The sequence below is a fragment of the Flavobacterium sp. UW10123 genome, assembly GCF_040538975.1.
Classification (GTDB): Bacteria; Bacteroidota; Bacteroidia; order Flavobacteriales; family Flavobacteriaceae; genus Flavobacterium.
In genome coordinates this window covers 161,984-177,441 of record NZ_JBEWQE010000004.1, presented here as the reverse complement: position 1 = coordinate 177,441, position 15,458 = coordinate 161,984, and the positions used below count along the sequence as shown (strand labels likewise).

The 15,458-nt window shown below is 32.5% G+C and carries 18 protein-coding genes and 2 tRNA genes; 10 read left to right on the top strand and 10 right to left on the bottom strand.

The genetic code is table 11. The annotated features are described in order from the left end of the window. Positions 1-102: 102 nt before the first annotated feature. Positions 103-174, bottom strand: a tRNA-Glu gene (locus ABXT06_RS06530). A gap of 396 nt (positions 175-570) precedes the next feature. On the opposite strand from ABXT06_RS06530, the gene ABXT06_RS06525 reads away from it, so the two are divergent. Then, the gene (locus ABXT06_RS06525) at positions 571-897 is read left to right on the top strand and encodes a hypothetical protein (protein WP_354590013.1); all 327 of its coding nucleotides are present in this window, start codon (positions 571-573) and stop codon (positions 895-897) included. A gap of 231 nt (positions 898-1,128) precedes the next feature. Further along, complete coding sequence (locus ABXT06_RS06520; protein WP_354590012.1) at positions 1,129-1,626, top strand: CAP domain-containing protein; 498 nt, start codon at positions 1,129-1,131, stop codon at positions 1,624-1,626. Between the two features lie 235 nt (positions 1,627-1,861). Here the strand turns inward: ABXT06_RS06520 and ABXT06_RS06515 are convergent, their stop codons facing one another. Continuing rightward, positions 1,862-2,362, bottom strand: a complete 501-nt coding sequence (locus ABXT06_RS06515) for a GNAT family N-acetyltransferase (protein ID WP_354590011.1) — start codon at positions 2,360-2,362, stop codon at positions 1,862-1,864. Between the two features lie 147 nt (positions 2,363-2,509). Between ABXT06_RS06515 and ABXT06_RS06510 the strand changes: the two genes are divergently transcribed. From ABXT06_RS06510 to ABXT06_RS06495, 4 genes are all read left to right on the top strand, one after another. After that, entirely contained in the window at positions 2,510-3,310 is an 801-nt protein-coding gene (locus ABXT06_RS06510; protein WP_354590010.1) for an SDR family NAD(P)-dependent oxidoreductase, read from the top strand. Between the two features lie 93 nt (positions 3,311-3,403). Continuing rightward, on the top strand, positions 3,404-3,781 hold the full coding sequence (locus ABXT06_RS06505; protein ID WP_354590009.1) for a nuclear transport factor 2 family protein: 378 nt from the start codon (positions 3,404-3,406) through the stop codon (positions 3,779-3,781). A gap of 347 nt (positions 3,782-4,128) precedes the next feature. Further along, on the top strand, positions 4,129-4,596 hold the full coding sequence (locus tag ABXT06_RS06500; RefSeq protein ID WP_354590008.1) for a CPBP family intramembrane glutamic endopeptidase: 468 nt from the start codon (positions 4,129-4,131) through the stop codon (positions 4,594-4,596). A 225-nt stretch (positions 4,597-4,821) separates the two neighbouring features. Beyond that, positions 4,822-4,974 (top strand): hypothetical protein, encoded by a 153-nt coding sequence (locus ABXT06_RS06495; protein ID WP_354590007.1) that lies wholly within the window; start codon positions 4,822-4,824, stop codon positions 4,972-4,974. A gap of 321 nt (positions 4,975-5,295) precedes the next feature. Here the strand turns inward: ABXT06_RS06495 and ABXT06_RS06490 are convergent. The 3 genes from ABXT06_RS06490 to ABXT06_RS06480 all read right to left on the bottom strand — a co-directional run bounded on the left by ABXT06_RS06490 (position 5,296) and on the right by ABXT06_RS06480 (position 7,509). Then, positions 5,296-5,368 (bottom strand) — tRNA-Met (locus tag ABXT06_RS06490). A gap of 91 nt (positions 5,369-5,459) precedes the next feature. Continuing rightward, complete coding sequence (locus ABXT06_RS06485; RefSeq protein ID WP_354590006.1) at positions 5,460-5,984, bottom strand: DUF4269 domain-containing protein; 525 nt, start codon at positions 5,982-5,984, stop codon at positions 5,460-5,462. Then, on the bottom strand, positions 5,977-7,509 hold the full coding sequence (locus ABXT06_RS06480) for a glycosyltransferase family 39 protein (protein WP_354590005.1): 1,533 nt from the start codon (positions 7,507-7,509) through the stop codon (positions 5,977-5,979). Before ABXT06_RS06480 ends, ABXT06_RS06485 begins: the two co-directional genes overlap by 8 nt. Before the next feature lie 231 nt (positions 7,510-7,740). Here ABXT06_RS06480 and ABXT06_RS06475 point away from each other — a divergent pair, with 231 nt between their 5' ends. After that, positions 7,741-8,160, top strand: a complete 420-nt coding sequence (locus ABXT06_RS06475; RefSeq protein WP_142479109.1) for a hypothetical protein — start codon at positions 7,741-7,743, stop codon at positions 8,158-8,160. A gap of 85 nt (positions 8,161-8,245) precedes the next feature. Here ABXT06_RS06475 and ABXT06_RS06470 read toward each other — a convergent pair whose 3' ends face one another. Next, positions 8,246-8,791 carry a DUF4494 domain-containing protein gene (locus tag ABXT06_RS06470; RefSeq protein WP_354590004.1) on the bottom strand — a complete coding sequence of 182 codons (546 nt, stop codon included), beginning with the start codon at positions 8,789-8,791 and terminating at the stop codon, positions 8,246-8,248. A 417-nt stretch (positions 8,792-9,208) separates the two neighbouring features. Between ABXT06_RS06470 and ABXT06_RS06465 the strand changes: the two genes are divergently transcribed. Then, positions 9,209-9,451 carry a hypothetical protein gene (locus tag ABXT06_RS06465; protein ID WP_354590003.1) on the top strand — a complete coding sequence of 81 codons (243 nt, stop codon included), beginning with the start codon at positions 9,209-9,211 and terminating at the stop codon, positions 9,449-9,451. A gap of 29 nt (positions 9,452-9,480) precedes the next feature. Here ABXT06_RS06465 and ABXT06_RS06460 read toward each other — a convergent pair whose 3' ends face one another. Continuing rightward, the gene (locus ABXT06_RS06460) at positions 9,481-10,419 is read right to left on the bottom strand and encodes a hypothetical protein (protein WP_354590002.1); all 939 of its coding nucleotides are present in this window, start codon (positions 10,417-10,419) and stop codon (positions 9,481-9,483) included. 88 nt (positions 10,420-10,507) lie between these two features. After that, on the bottom strand, positions 10,508-11,047 hold the full coding sequence (locus ABXT06_RS06455) for a helix-turn-helix domain-containing protein (protein ID WP_354590001.1): 540 nt from the start codon (positions 11,045-11,047) through the stop codon (positions 10,508-10,510). A 187-nt stretch (positions 11,048-11,234) separates the two neighbouring features. Here ABXT06_RS06455 and ABXT06_RS06450 point away from each other — a divergent pair, with 187 nt between their 5' ends. Further along, complete coding sequence (locus ABXT06_RS06450; RefSeq protein WP_354590000.1) at positions 11,235-12,701, top strand: glycoside hydrolase family 130 protein; 1,467 nt, start codon at positions 11,235-11,237, stop codon at positions 12,699-12,701. A gap of 155 nt (positions 12,702-12,856) precedes the next feature. Here ABXT06_RS06450 and ABXT06_RS06445 read toward each other — a convergent pair whose 3' ends face one another. Then, positions 12,857-13,642: a TIGR03915 family putative DNA repair protein gene (locus tag ABXT06_RS06445; RefSeq protein ID WP_354589999.1), complete on the bottom strand. Its 786-nt coding sequence runs from the start codon at positions 13,640-13,642 to the stop codon at positions 12,857-12,859. 5 nt (positions 13,643-13,647) lie between these two features. Continuing rightward, complete coding sequence (locus ABXT06_RS06440) at positions 13,648-14,904, bottom strand: putative DNA modification/repair radical SAM protein (protein WP_354589998.1); 1,257 nt, start codon at positions 14,902-14,904, stop codon at positions 13,648-13,650. 286 nt (positions 14,905-15,190) lie between these two features. Here ABXT06_RS06440 and ABXT06_RS06435 point away from each other — a divergent pair, with 286 nt between their 5' ends. Then, entirely contained in the window at positions 15,191-15,436 is a 246-nt protein-coding gene (locus ABXT06_RS06435) for a hypothetical protein (protein WP_354589997.1), read from the top strand. Positions 15,437-15,458: the final 22 nt, after the last annotated feature.

Below are 15,458 nucleotides of genomic sequence, written 5' to 3'. Positions count from 1 at the left end.
AAGATTTGGGTTGATTTTTTGATTGTCTTTTCTAAAACATTTAACGGAGTAAATATAAACAAAAAAAGCTCCAGATTTCTCTGAAGCTTTTGACTTACTAAGTAGTCCGTGGGGGAATCGAACCCCCCTTACCAGGATGAAAACCTGGCGTCCTAACCGATAGACGAACGGACCTGCTTTGCTATTGCGGGTGCAAAAGTGCAACTATTTTTGAGATATCCAAAGCATTTTTGAAAAAACTTTTTATTTTTTTTGAATGGAAATTATTTCAGATCCAGATTATTCGTGATTAAGTTAAGTTAATGATGTTGTATTTTATTGATTAATAATTAATTGTTTTGGGTTTATGTGAAGGAATTATTGTCTTTGTAAGAGAAAAATAATTTTTAGAAATATTGAGGATTTTTCTATTTTAAAGAATAATCTTATTCTTTTTTTTAAGGAAAAATGAGAGTTAAATTAAGAAAACAATTGCTCTTTTATTTTAACAGACATATTTGACTGGATAAATACGTTCCCTATTTTTTATTTGTGTCCTTATAAATTTGTCTACTAGTAAAAAAGATGATTATGAAATTAGAGCAAAGAGAAATAATGGAAGATCTTGTAGAGTTAATAAATAAAATTAATTATTTCAAAAAACTAGAACCAGATCCCAAAAGTTACAATCAGTTTAATTTGTCGTTGAAAATGGCTTCGTATAGCGAATTGAATCTTACAATTGCCTCTTTATTAAAAACAAGTATTTGCGCATTAAAAGATGATCCATCTTCAACAGGAATGGATGTATTGCTTTTGCTTGAAATTGCTTTGCAAATGACAAATGATGAAATGGAATTGTTAGATGAATTGTATAAGGTTAGTTCTGAGATGAGAAAAGTTTCTATGAAGGATTAAAACTTGCATTTTCGAGCGCTAAACTGAGAAGCCGCAAATGTGTCCGACTTTGCGCTTTTTAGTTTGTACTTCATTTATAGTTTGTTTTATTCATGTTTTTAAGTCTTATTGTGTTGTTTTTAAGTCTTTTACAGGAGATCTGTTGTTTTTTATAACCTGAAATTTGCGCTATAAAATAATGTCATAAAAACAAGGTTTTTGTTTTTATGACATTAGCAATATGAGGCAAAGATGAAAAGAACATTGCAAATGGGGTTATTGATAGCATTTATCTTTATTGTAAATGCTTGCTCTGCTGATTCGGCAGATGGGATGGAAACGAATTATAAGGATGAAATTAAGACCGACTATATTTATAGTGCTGTAGAATTGGAAACGATGAAATTAATAAATGATTATAGAATGTCAATAGGATTGGATTCTATACAAGTAAAAGATCATCTTTCATTCAAGGCAGAAGAACACAATGATAATATGATTGAAAGCAATTTGATAAGCCATAATGATTTTGTAAGCCGATCTGAAAATATAATAAGAGTATTGGGGGCAAAAAAGGTAGGCGAAAATGTTGGATATAATTATCAGTCTCCAGAAGGTGTTTTAAATGGATGGTTAAATAGTCCAGAACATAAGAAAATTATTGAGGGAGATTTTAATTATTTTGGTATTTCAATTAGGGTAAGTCCTGACGGTAAAAAATATTACACTAATATTTTTGCAAAAATTTAGAGGTTCATGCTCTCCAATGCATCCAATTGAAAAAGCTGCACAAACGTATCCAACTTTGCGCATTTTTTTGTTTTATTCTGAATATAAAAAACTTCTCAAAATTCGCTCCAAAAATAGCACTAAAATAAGGGCGAGATGCAATGCAGTTCGGAAAGAATCTCACATTTTTTATTCTAAAATTGGTTTCAACGAAACCAAAGAGCAAAAAATATTTGGCATGAGATTATAAAGTGAATTACACTCTTTCTATCTTAAAATAAGCGAGTTCTTCTTGGTTTCTTATCAAATTGCTTAATCTTTCAAAACCAACTTTTTGCAGTACATTTTGTGATCCTGTATTGTCAAGATCTGTTATAGCTACAACCTCGTTGGTATTTGTATTTGCAAAACTATACTGCGTGAGAGCTTTGCACACTTCTGTAGCAATACCCTTTCCCCAATAGTTTCTACCTAGTACATATCCGATTTCTATTTGGTTTGTATTGTCCGCAAAAATACGTGCAACACACATTCCTATAAAATCATTGTCTGTAGCACTAAATATTGCCCATCTGCTGAGATTTTTCTTTTCATAATTTTCCAGCAATTCGTTAAACATTTCAACATATCGTTCAGGCGAAGTTTCAGGAAGATATTGCGTAACCTGTTCGTCTATAAAAAGATCTAAGAATGTCTGCTTTTCTTGAGGTAAAAATTCGCGAATAATTATTTTGGGGCTTTGATAGATCGTGCGCATTGATTTAGGATTTTTCATTGTAAATATATCGAATTTAGAGAAATAAATAGTGTGAACTCTCTCGTTCGTAAGTGTGTAAATATAAAAATCTTGATTTATGTAGTTTGTAATGAGTAAGTTATATCTTTGAAGTAAATGTTGTAAAAAATGACAAAAGCAAAAGAAAACGTAATATGGATAACTGGCGCTTCATCTGGTATTGGAAAATCGATGGCTTTTGAATACGCAAAATTAGGATATAAAGTAGTTCTTTCTTCAAGACGTAAAGAATTGTTGGATAAAGTTGCGGATACGATTAGACATTCAGGCGGAGAAGCATTGGTGATTCCGTGTGACGTAATGGAAGAAGTCTCTATTGAAAATGCAGTCCAACAAATCATTAAAGAATGGGGGCGTTTGGACGTGGTTGTAGCCAATGCTGGTTTTGGCGTTTTTGGAAGTATCGAAAACCTAACAGCCAAAGATTGGAATAGGCAATTGCAAGGCAATGTTACAGGATTAGCTCTAACCGTAAAATATGCACTGCCACATTTAAAGAAAAGCAAAGGACGAATTGGATTGGTTGGAAGTGTAGGCGCTTATCTTCCTAATCCTAATGTGGGTGCTTACGGTGCTTCAAAAGCCGCTGTAAACTCTATTGGCCAAACCTTGCAGGTTGAATTAATGGGGACAGGCGTGAGTTGCACTACTGTGCATCCCGGATTTGTAGTTTCGGAAATTGCACGAATTGACAATGACGGAATTTGGCATCCTGAACAAACAGATCCACGACCATCAAATTTAATGTGGCCGACAGATAAAGCTGCAAAAGTAATAGTAAAAGCTATTTTGAAACGAAAGAGAAATTACATTTTTACAGGTCATGGAAAATTGGCTGTATGGATTCAAAGATGGTTTCCTGGGTTGATGAGATCTATAATTTCAAAAGGTCCCAAGCCCGATTTGTAATTAAGAAGCTTGAATTAAATCTATGTTAAAAGAGCAGCTTTGTTTCAATATTAATGTGAAATTTGTGAAATGTCTAATTAACAACAAGATAATATGGAAGGACAAATTATAGAATTGGAAAAAAAATACTGGCACGGAGTTGAAAATAATAACTATGAAACGGTAAGAAATCTAACACTGTTTCCTTGCATAGTTGCCGGAAAAAACGGTATTCAAAGTATCAGCGAAGCTGATTTCAAAAATATGTTCGACTCTGGACAAACCAATAAAATAAAAGTGCTGAACATCTATGATGTAAAAGAAAAACTAATTGCCGAAAATACTGCCGTAATAGGATATCGTCTCGATTTTGAGATAGTAGATCAAAGTCAAAAAGCACCTATAAAGTGTGTTTGCACTTCTACTTGGGTGAAAGAAAATAACAAGTGGGCATGTATCATGCATACTGAAACCGAACTGGAAATAAAGTAATACTCAGGTGCATAATCTCCGATTGCTTTTCTAAAAATTTCGTGATTTAATAAGTTTTTTGCTCTATAATGAGCAATATTTTTTTAATTTATTTTTTTGTAAGACAATTTTTCTTTTTAAAGTACAAAAATGTATATTTGAAACTAAATTGGTACTTGCAATACAATTATTGAATGATTTTTTAGTGACATAAAATTAATAGATAAGCAATTGGAAATTTTAAATAAAATTGGATGTAATGTATTTGCAAAAGTATATGTTTGAAAAATGTAAATTAATTAGAGTATCCTAAGTAAAATAATGAGTGATTTAAAGAGGGCATTAATCTTCTTTATTGAAATTAATATATGATCTCAAAAATAAAAAATATTGTATTTGGACTTAAGCCGTGGGAGCTGATATTACTTGTAATTCTTCTGAATTTTTTAAATAATTACATGTTTTCGGTTATTTCAAATCTTTTCAATATTTCTTTAAATAAAGGTTTTAATGATCATTATACAATTAAGGAAAAAATAGTTTTATTTGTTTTAGCGGCTCCTCTCATTGAGACTTTACTATTTCAGTACGGTGCTATTGAAATTTTTAAAAGTTTAAAAATCAAATTAAGGCATTGTTGCCTTTTATCTGCTTTTGTTTTTGCATCATTCCATCTATATAATGTTTTTTATTTTTTATATGCTTTTGCAGGAGGTCTGTTATTTGCTTTTTTATATGTAAAGGGTAAGAATCAAAAAAATGCAATATTATTGCCCTTAGTGGCGCACATAATCTATAATGGAATAGTTTTTATTAGTAAATCTTATTTAGTGTAATATGAAATTTTTCAAGAGCAATTCGTTTTATATTCTGTTTGCAGCTTTTATCATTATGATATTATTGGCTTATACCTTTGATAAAGGAGAAATTCTAGGCAGAGCATTAGCAAAATAATATTCTTTACGAAGAGCGATTAAATGTGTGTCAGGTAATTTATATTCTCTTATGTACAATTTAAATAAATACATTATCTGATTTTCCACTTGTTAAAAAAGAGAAAAATGAACACAAAAGAATCTATTATTGAAAGTCTTCTTTTAGGTAAGAAGGATAAAAAACTATTAACTGTAATTTACATGTTGTTACTTCTCGTATTTTTTTTATATTTCATAGGAAAGATATGTGGAGAAGCAATATTTTATTTATTAAACTAAATATACTTTAGAACCTATGAATTATAATCAAAAATTATTAAAACGCATCAGCATCATTATTTGGATAACAGGATCGGTTTATTTATTAGGATACATTACTGGTTGTATATTAAAATAACTTAGATCCCTTGCTCTCCGAAGAGTTCCTCGTGAAAATGAATTGTCCCCAAATAGTGTCTAACTTTTTGGGGACAGTCCAGAGACATTTATACAGCATTGCGAATAAGATGTTGCGGTGCAGGGAACAAAACAATTCAAAGCTTCGGAAAAAGTTTATAAAAATAAAAAAGCTTCAGAGAAATCTGAAGCTTTTTGTCTTAGTAGCGGGAACAGGACTCGAACCTGTGACCTTCGGGTTATGAGCCCGACGAGCTGCCTACTGCTCTATCCCGCGATGTTTCGGGTGCAAAGATACACACTAAATACGGTTATGCAAATAATTTTAGTACTTTATTTTTTATAATTTCCAAAAGAGATGACTTTTCTTAGACTTTATAATCCAATAATTCTTGGTAAACGTTTCCGTTTAAGCCTAATAGCAAGCCAAATGCAGGTTCGGTTTTTATGCCTTTTTCTTTCAGTTTTATAATCTCTAATCTAAAGTTTTCGTCCTTAGAATGTAGAATTTGGTCTTCAATGACCATATGTCTGTAGCCATTTTGGAGTTCTGTTGGAATATTTTGCCCGAAGATTTCTATTTCGAAAGTCTCAATAAAGAAGTTTGCAACAATCGATTCTTGATTGTCAATTACAATTTCTCGAATAGAAAAATGGTTTTTTTTTTCGAATAGATATTTAATTCTTTCAATAAAATAGGATTTGTTTTTCCAATAACAGACAATATCCAAATCGCTATTTTCAATATCAATATTTATCGGAATTGTACCAACCAAAATAGGATCAAACTCAGTTAGATTTTCCAAAATTTTATATTGGGTTAAAACATGGAAAGCGGCTTGCTGTCTTGGATTTCCGTTTTTTAAATAAGATATGTTTTTGAAATTAATCATTTATGATCTTGTTTTTTTCTTTGTTGATTTCCTGTTCTAATCTTTTATTGATATCGATTTTAGCATTTGTGAAAACAAAAATCGTAGCACGGTATCCTCTTGCGTATTGATTTGTAACCTCACCTCCAATAACCGAAGATTCAAAATACGGACTTGTTTCTTTCATTTCTTCTTCATTTTCTTCAAAATCCTTAACACGAATCAGGTTTTCGTACCTAATGCTGAGGTCAAACCAATTGAGATAATCAGCGTTGAAAGAAACCGCTTTTATTCCTTTTTTAGAGTAGTAATTAATCGCGCCAGCTTGTCCGTAATTATCGCAAAGCACAATAGTTTCTTTCTGGTTGGGTAATAATGCGTAAAGCGAATCTGTTTTTCTAGCCAATTCTTTCCAGCCCAACATATCTGCAAAATCTTGAGGCAGATGATGATCTTTTCCGTCTTCCCAACGAAGCAATCCCAGTTTTTTGTAGGGTTCAGAATGTTTAACCATGTATTCAGGACTTTTATTTGGGAAAGCAACTTTATAAATCGGAATAAAAAGCAATAACGGAATTAGAATAAAAACGGGTTTTAAAAAACGTTTCCATCCATCATTTACCATGTCTGAAATATAGACAGATCCAAAAGCAAGGTAAATAGGATATAACCCAATGGCATAATACGCTTTTGCTTTGAAATAAATAAAGATTAAAAGTGTGAAAACAAATGAAGCGAAAAAGAGCTGATACTTTTTAAAAGGCTGGTAAAATAAAACCGCATAAAGTCCAGCAAAAATCACAAATAGTCCGCCGATAAAAAAGAGAATCTGCTCTTTTAGGAAATCACCTAAATTAACATTGACCAATTGCGTTTCTGTCAATTCCTTCATATGGTGCACAATTGGAAAATGATTGCTGTATTGCCAATAAAGATTGGGTAGAATTAATAACAATCCTAAAATCAAGGCAAAATAAAACTCTTTTTGGGCTAGTATTTTTCTTTGTTTAGAAAGTAAAATAGCAGGAAATAATCCGAGTAGTAAAAACACGATATTGTACTTATTTAAGAAACCGAAGGCAAAAACTACTGCGCTACAATAAAGCCATTTTGTGTTTTCTGAAGCCAGATATTTAATTAAAACATAATAAAGTGCAGTCCAGCATAAAACATCAAAAGAGTTTGGTTGGTAGAGCATATTTAAACGCAAAAGACATGAAAGTAAAACACACAATGCTCCAAGAATTAGGGCGTAAAGATTGCCTTTTAAAAGTTCGATAGTTTTCCAGACAATCAAAAGCGTCAAAGCGCCAAATAGAGCAGGGAAGAACTTCACCCAGAAAACCGAATTTCCGAGCAAATAAATAATATAAGAAAACCAAGAAGTAACTGGCGGAACAGATAAATAGCCCCAAGCCAAATGGTGTGCCTGATCGAGATGCAGATATTCGTCGCGCTGTAAATCGTACTCGGGACTCAGCAAAATATATTGAAGTGCAAATTTTAAAATGATAAATCCAATTAAAATAAATGTCTTTTTGTTCATGTAGATTTTGGTTTCTTAGGTTGGTTTGGCTTTTGTCTCGTAATTGGTTTTAAATCAACGCGTAATTCTGTAGCTAAGATAGAACTTATTTTGATTTTTGAATATTGGGAATTTTTCTTATTGAAACAATGTAAAGTGCAGGTATTTAGATATTTATGTTTTTAAAATGTCAATTGAATTTACATTTTTATTACCTTTAGTATCAAGCAAATAACTTTAAAAGAAAATACCATGAAAAAGAAATTATTGATTTTAGTTGTCTTTTTAGGGACAATTTCATTTACAAATGCACAAAGTATAGGAGACGTTACAAAAGCAGCGAGTAAGGCGTCGACAGCAGCGGTACCAGGTTTTGATGTTGCTAGCTTAGCAAATCAGGTTATGGGAGTGCTATCTCCAAAATTGAAATTAACAGATGCTCAAAAACCGATTGTGAATTCATTGGTAAATGAAACTCTGAATAAAAAGAAGAATATTTTACCTACAATGGCTACAGACAAGGCGGGTTATACTTCTAAAATGACGACTACTAGAGAGTCTTTTATATCTAAAATGAAAAAGAATATCAGTCCGACACAATTTGACGCACTTACTTCTTTATTGCCAAAATCTGCTTCGGCAGTAACGCCATTGGCAAAAATGCTTTATTAAAAATGATCTGAAATAAAAAAAGCAAAATAGAATTCTATTTTGCTTTTTTTATTCTCAATTTTTCTGAAAAATCTTCGATCTAAGGTTATTCCTCGACAGTTTCAAATTCCATGTGGTCTATAATTTCTGCTTCTGGCTTTTCTGGTTTAGAAGCTTTTAAAGCATTGAATCTTTCCAACATTTCTGTTTCTCCTTCTTCACCGCTGAAATAAGGGAAAACATCCATAATTGCGGTTTCTGTAATAGCCGGAATAGAATATTCGCCCATTGTATTTTTCATTATGTGAAGTGTATTGTCATAAGCTTCGCGAACATCGTTAGCCTGAACCAGCATATACATGCTCGTTTTTCTTTCCTTTCCACTTTCTTCATCGTAAGCAATTAAAGTGATTTTAGATTTAAACCATCTGTCTGCATTTTCAAAAGGATGAATTTCGGCATAATTTGCCACTTTAATAGCCGTGATTTTAAATTCTTCACTAGTATAAGCGGCCATTTCTTCGGTCATTCTTTTTTCAGCTTCTGTATAAGACAAAGCATCAACCAAATAAGGCTCGGTTAAAACTTTTTGTCCCCCAGTTTCATCTGTTTTTCTATATTTTACTTTGCATTCGTACCAAACTGCGCTCATCTCTTTTTAAATTTTAAGGATGCCAAAGATAAATTTTACTGCAAAATAAATAGTTAAATCTTCAAATAGATATTCACAATTTTAAATGATTTTTGCTAATGTTTTGAGGTTCTGAAAGTTGTGTTTTTCAATGGTAAAAATGATTTGTAATCACATTCATTCTTTTCTATTTTGCTTAAAATTAAAAATATTCCCTTCTTGTTTTTGGTTTAAATGTTTGTAATTCAATTGTTTATTTTCTCTGTTTAAAAAATAGTAAAAAAACAAGAAAATTTTTAAATCCAAAAAATCAATTTGTTCGTAAGTACCAATAATAATGGCTGGGAGTGGAGTTAAATTCAGATGATATTGGTTTTTGGAGCATATTGAATTTTCGCATTTCCAGCTATTATTTTTATCACTATTAAAAAGAAAAGTTTGGGAAAATTAAACGTTCAGAAGTTAAAAGAGACTTTAAAATATCTAGAAAGCAAACAGCGTGAACTAAAAAGACAAGATCAAAAAGATACGCGAAGCCTGGAATCAATGATTAAATATTTGAAAAAAGATATGATGGAACAGTACAATCTGTCTGAATATCATCAATTGATAAAACAAGAAATAAAAGACACCGAAACTTTTATAGAACACGTCAAAAACATCATCAAAATCAATTCTTAAAACCGTTTAGTATTGTAAAATTTTACTTTTTATTCCAATTTGAATTTTTCGTTTCGACAATCCAGGATCAATTTGTGGTTCAGGAATAGTTTGTTGCCAATCATTCCCTGCATTCCAGAACGCTTCATTAAGAATTTTTGCAGTTCTGATGTGCCTTCTATGTAGGTAACCTCAGAAAGGTCGAATGTTATTTTTTCAAATTGTATTTTCCTTTTCGCAGAAGCGGAATAAACACTCAAAGTATTGCCCCAGGAATTTCCTTTTTCGGTTTTTATAGCACTTTTGGGAGTTTTATATTTCTGCCAGATTTCTTTTGTGGTAATCAGTTCATAACCGCTGGAGCCAGAATCGTACAGCAGTTTTAGATTTTCATTTTCGATAACGGAAGGAATTAAAATTTTGCGTTTTTTGAATTCAAAATCAGCAAAATCATCTTCTTTAATTTTCTCTATAAAAGAGCACTGACTGTTTTTAAAGTCCAAAACAGTAATTCGTTTTTCTAATAAATCGGTTCCGATGGTGCCAATTATATTTTCGGCATTAGGATTGTAAAAGCTGATTTTTTCGCCATAATTCAAAACTTCAAAACTAGCAGAACTGATATTGATTTTTCCCATTGTAAATGAGATGGAAATTTCATTGTTTTCAGTATCAATTTTCGGCAGTTTTTGAAATTTTTCAGCAATTGATTCTAATGATTTTTTGTAGAAAACAGTAGTCGCCGAACCCGAATCAAACTGCATATAAAATACTTGATTGATTCCTTTTATTTTTATGGGCAAAAGCAAGGCTGAATGTAAATTTTCATCACTGGAAATCCATTTTACGGGAATATTTTCGGCAATTCCCGAAACATTCAAATAGTTTTCTGGCGGAGTAAATTTCTTTTGAAAATAAAAATATCCTCCGAGTAGGAACAAAACGATACTAACTAAAAATACGGCTGCAATTTTCTTAAATAATTTCATGGTCTATTTTTTCTGCAAGATTCGGATTTCGATTCCGATTTTCGTGCAAAAACAATACGACAGTTTTACGCCATTTTTGTGACTTGAATTATAAGAAGTTGTTTTTCAGTTTTATAGCTAACTCTTGTTTTTGGTTTAAACTGATTCCGTTTAGAATAACGATCAAGAGTTTTAAGCTAAGATATGCAATTAGAGGAATGATAAAAAGCGGAAATTTTAGCGTAAATGAATTTTGGATAAACGGACTTGCAATCATTAAAACCGAAAGCACAAGACTTAAAACAATTTGAAGACTTACAATTTGTTTTCCTAATTCTTTGTTTGCAGGATCTTGGGTTTTATAGGTTAAAATTAAAGGAAAAATGATGCTTCCAAACGGAATAATGAGTCCTGACAAAACAGAAAGATTAATGAGTTTGACTCTTTCGACTTGAACATTTTCTTTTTTGACGATGAGGTTTTCAGGATCGGTTTCAAGAGCTTCAGCAATAGTTTTTAAGGTAAAACCTTTAAGAATATTTCCTGCCTCGATTCTCTGAATAGTTCGCAAAGAAAGACCCGATTTTTCGGCAAGTTCATTCTGAGTCATGTTTTTTTCTTCTCTCAAAAATTTAACTTTATTCTTCATCGCTTTAAGTTGCTGCTTTAAAGACGAAATTAAGAAAAAACTTTTGATGAAATTGGCATAAAAAAGTCTTGAATTGCATACCAATTCGAAGTTTTAATAAAAAATTAAGTTTTTTTCTTTAACAAAATTCACTAACTTGTTGTTTGATAATTAATTCCTTAAATGTTTTGCCATAAAATTTCCAGTTATGCGAGTATCCGTTGTTCGAAAAAATGTAAAATTTGTACCAGATTCAAGAAGAGTTGTTGCCCGATATTTTATGAATGGGCAAGAAAGAACCCAGCAAATGGTACTTCGGATAATGATGCTGGATGAAAAGCAAGTTCTCCAGACTTTGGAGCAGACACTTCGAGAGTTTGCCAGAAGACATAGAAATATTTCGGCCGTATTCTTTAGACACTGCGAAAGAATTAGACCTATAATAGAGGAAATGCAGATTGACTATGAAGCTTTGTCTCTAGATCGAAAAATGCTTATTGGGTCTTATTGCACAATGGAATATGCCATAGAATCAGCCGCGATTTTTAATCCGTCAATTGTAGAAGATTTTGATCAAACGGGGTTGGAAGCGGGAGAAATGAGAGTAATTATTTCTTTTCGCGCCACGGGCGAAGGTCATATTTCGTCGATTGTATTTAGAAGAGGGATTTTAGACCGCGATAATAACCTGCACATCATGAAGAATGGAAATCATATTGATCAGGCAGAAATCGAACATAAAACCTTGTTTAATAAAGAGCGATTTCTGACCAAATTGTATGAAATGCATACGACTGACAAATATATTGCTCAGATTATGCAAGATCTTCCAGAAGAATTTGAATTTGCGGTTCTTAAAAATATGCTGGTTGAGGCTTTAAAAGATCCTTTGATTCGTGAAGAAAGAAAAGTAGCGCTGGAAGAGATCTTATGGCTCGCCAATTCTTTTTACGATTTACAGTTTAAACATGATTCTGATATAACAGAACGTGTTATATTCCCGATCTCTGATTCTGAAAGCCGCGGAATTGAGGATGCGCGCTTTGTGCGTTTTGTTGATGATAACGATTCTGTTCGTGTTATGGCAACCTATACAGCTTATAACGGACATACTATTCTACCTAAATTAATTTCTACCGAAGATTTTTATAGTTTTAGAGTAATGCCGTTGCATGGAGAAGGTGCACAGAATAAAAATTTGGCTTTGTTTCCTCGAAAAATAAAAGGTAAATACGCCATGCTGGCAAGAATTGACGGGGTTAATAATTACATTATGTATTCTGATAGGGTAACGCAATGGAACACGCCAATTCTTTTGCAAAAGCCTAAGTTTACTTGGGAATTGACTCAAATAGGAAATTGCGGTTCGCCATTGTGGACAGAAGAAGGCTGGCTTGTTATTACGCATGGAGTTGGTACAATGAGACGTTATTGCATTGGCGCTTCATTGTTTGATTTAGACGATCCATCTAAAGAAATAGGAAGGCTTACAGAACCTTTGCTTTCTCCTTTAGAAGATGAAAGAGAAGGTTATGTTCCAAATGTGGTGTATTCTTGTGGAGCGATTATTCATAACAATAGTTTGATTTTGCCTTATGCAGTATCCGATTATTGCTCTACTTATGCTGTAGTCGATATGGTAGAATTGCTTGATGCACTTAAGAAAAGCAAGTAATAATTTTTAGATTCTAATTTCACTCAGCAGTTATGTTTAATCTGTGCATATCGGCTTTCATCTTTTTTAATCTGCGTGAAAAAATCAATTCACAAAAAATATTTCACGCAGATCTGGTAGATTTCAGCAGATTAAATTAGATTTTTTTATAAAAACTATATTGTTCTTTTGTTTTTAAGATCAGGGATTTTCTCCGTCAGGTTTTTCCAGTATCGTTTTGGCATGTGTTTGATGTGAAGTTTGGTATTTTTCCTTGATTCGATGTTGACACTTTTAAAATAGTTACGCCATAAATTCTCGAAAAACTCTTCGTTTTCATCATTTATTTCAGCCAAAAAACGGGAAGAAGGATTTGACTCAAACTGCATTTCGACTGTTGAGACATTTTTAAGATCATAATAAATTCCGTATTTGCGTTTTGAATCGTAAATAAGCCAGCGCTGGTCTGCATAACGATTTTTAAAATGTTGTTCAATAAGCGATAAAACATCACAATCGGGTTCTATGATGGCATAATACAGTCCGTCTTTTGTTAGTTTAAAACGAACAAAAGCTTTCATTCTGTGACTTTCTTTTCCCGTTAAATGAGCTGCCTTTTTTACATTCAATACCTCGCTTCGGCTCAAATCTCCTTCAATATTGAGTGGACTTGAAAAAGCATATTCCACAAATCGGAATAAGATTTCTTCAATCTGATCCATTTCAGATAAAAAAGCAAAATATAGATTATTGAAACCGTGATGCGAAAGACGTTGTTCCAAACCGATTAAAACTCGGTTTGCTTTAGCATTATCAGTTATTACAAAATGAGTGTCTGAGAAAAGCAGTGTGTTTGAAATCTCTTCTTTGGCAAAAACAACATCTTTTAGTTTGTATTCGTAGATTTCAAAAATAGCTGTAAGCCAGCCTTCATAACTTCCATCATAAAGAATCTGTGTCATTTGAATTAAAATAAAGAGAGCTGGTTCGAAAAATTATTTTTGTATTTACTATTCTGCATATTCAAAATCTGACTTTTAATTTGAATAGGAGTCAGGTCTTTCTGTAAATAAAAAGGAGAAGAAAAAGCCAAGAAATATTTTGAACGGCTATAGGCAATTCCTAATTTCTTTAAATCTTCAGGCTGTAACTTTTTGAACTTTCTGGCAACAACGATTTTTTTTGCGCTCAAAAATCCTATTCCTGGAATGCGCTGAATTAATTCCAAATCAGCTGAATTAATATCAACTGGAAACTGATGCAGATTTCGCAATGCCCATCCTAATTTTGGATCAATATCCAAATCAAGGTTTGGCTGGTCAAAACCGACGATTTCGTTTACATTGAATCCGTAATAGCGAATTAGCCAATCGGCTTGATACAATCTGTTTTCACGAATCATAGGAACTGGAGTTCCAATAGCAGGAAGTCTGTTATCGTAACTTATGGGCACATAACCAGAGTAATACACTCGACGCATTTTCATTTGTTCGTAAAAATAATTGGCCATACCGAGAATTTCCATATCATTTTCTTTTGTTGCGCCAATCACCATTTGTGTGCTTTGTCCGGCGGGAGCAAAAAGAGGCGTTTTGTAATTGGCCTTTTTCTCTTCTTGATAACCAATAATTTCGTTTTTGAGATATTCCATTGGTTTAATTACGTCCTTATGGTTTTTATCGGGCGCGAGCAGTTTCAGGCTTTGTTCTGTAGGCATTTCTACATTTACGCTCAAACGATCGGCATACATTCCAGCTTCTTTCAGTAATTCTTCACTGGCGCCAGGAATTGCTTTTAAATGAATGTAACCATTAAAATTTTCTTCCAATCGCAGTTTCTTTACAATCCGAACCAAACGTTCCATTGTATAATCTGCATTATCAAAAATACCCGAACTCAGAAACAATCCTTCAATGTAATTTCTTCGGTAAAAGCCAATCGTTAAATCGACGACTTCTTGTACAGTAAAAGCAGCACGTTTAATGTCGTTGCTTTTTCTGCTCACACAATACGCACAATCAAAAATACAATGATTGGTAAGTAGGATTTTTAGGAGAGAAACACAGCGGCCGTCTTCGGTAAAGGCGTGACAAATTCCTCCTCCAGTATCACCCAGCCCTTTGTTTTTATTTTTTCGAGTACTTTGCCCTGATGAGCAAGAAACATCATATTTGGCTGCATCTGCCAAAATTGCCAACTTCTCCATCACTCTTTCCTGCATCATTTTGCTTCTTTTTAATTGTTTTGAAATGAAAATTCATTCTTTCAAAACTAGGAATTCATGCTAGAAAAGCAGCTCAATTAGGTGTCCTAAATTGTATCAATTTTTGATAAGTGTTAAAATTACATTAATTAAGCCAATCTTAAGATGAAAACAGGTATAAATACGGGGTGATAAATTGCTGAAACTTTATATATTCGTCGAAATTGGAGAACTGATTAACCCCCTTATTATTGGTTTTTTCATATTGAGAAGTATTAGCACCTATTAAGAACAAACGGCTAAAACAATGAAATTTGTAAAAGGACAAGAGATATCCTACACGGCAATAAGTGGGAGATCGTATAAGGGAACCATAATCGAAAGAAAAATGGATTTTAAAAAGGGACTTATAATAAAATCGACTTCAAAAGAAAGAGATTTTCATTATCTGATAGAAATACAAAAAAATGGCACGACCGAGAAAATTCTTTGTGCCGAAAATCATCTTAAATTATTGGAAAAGAAAAAACGACCAGCAAAAAAAGCAGCTTAGTGATCGAGGCTAGTTTTTGATT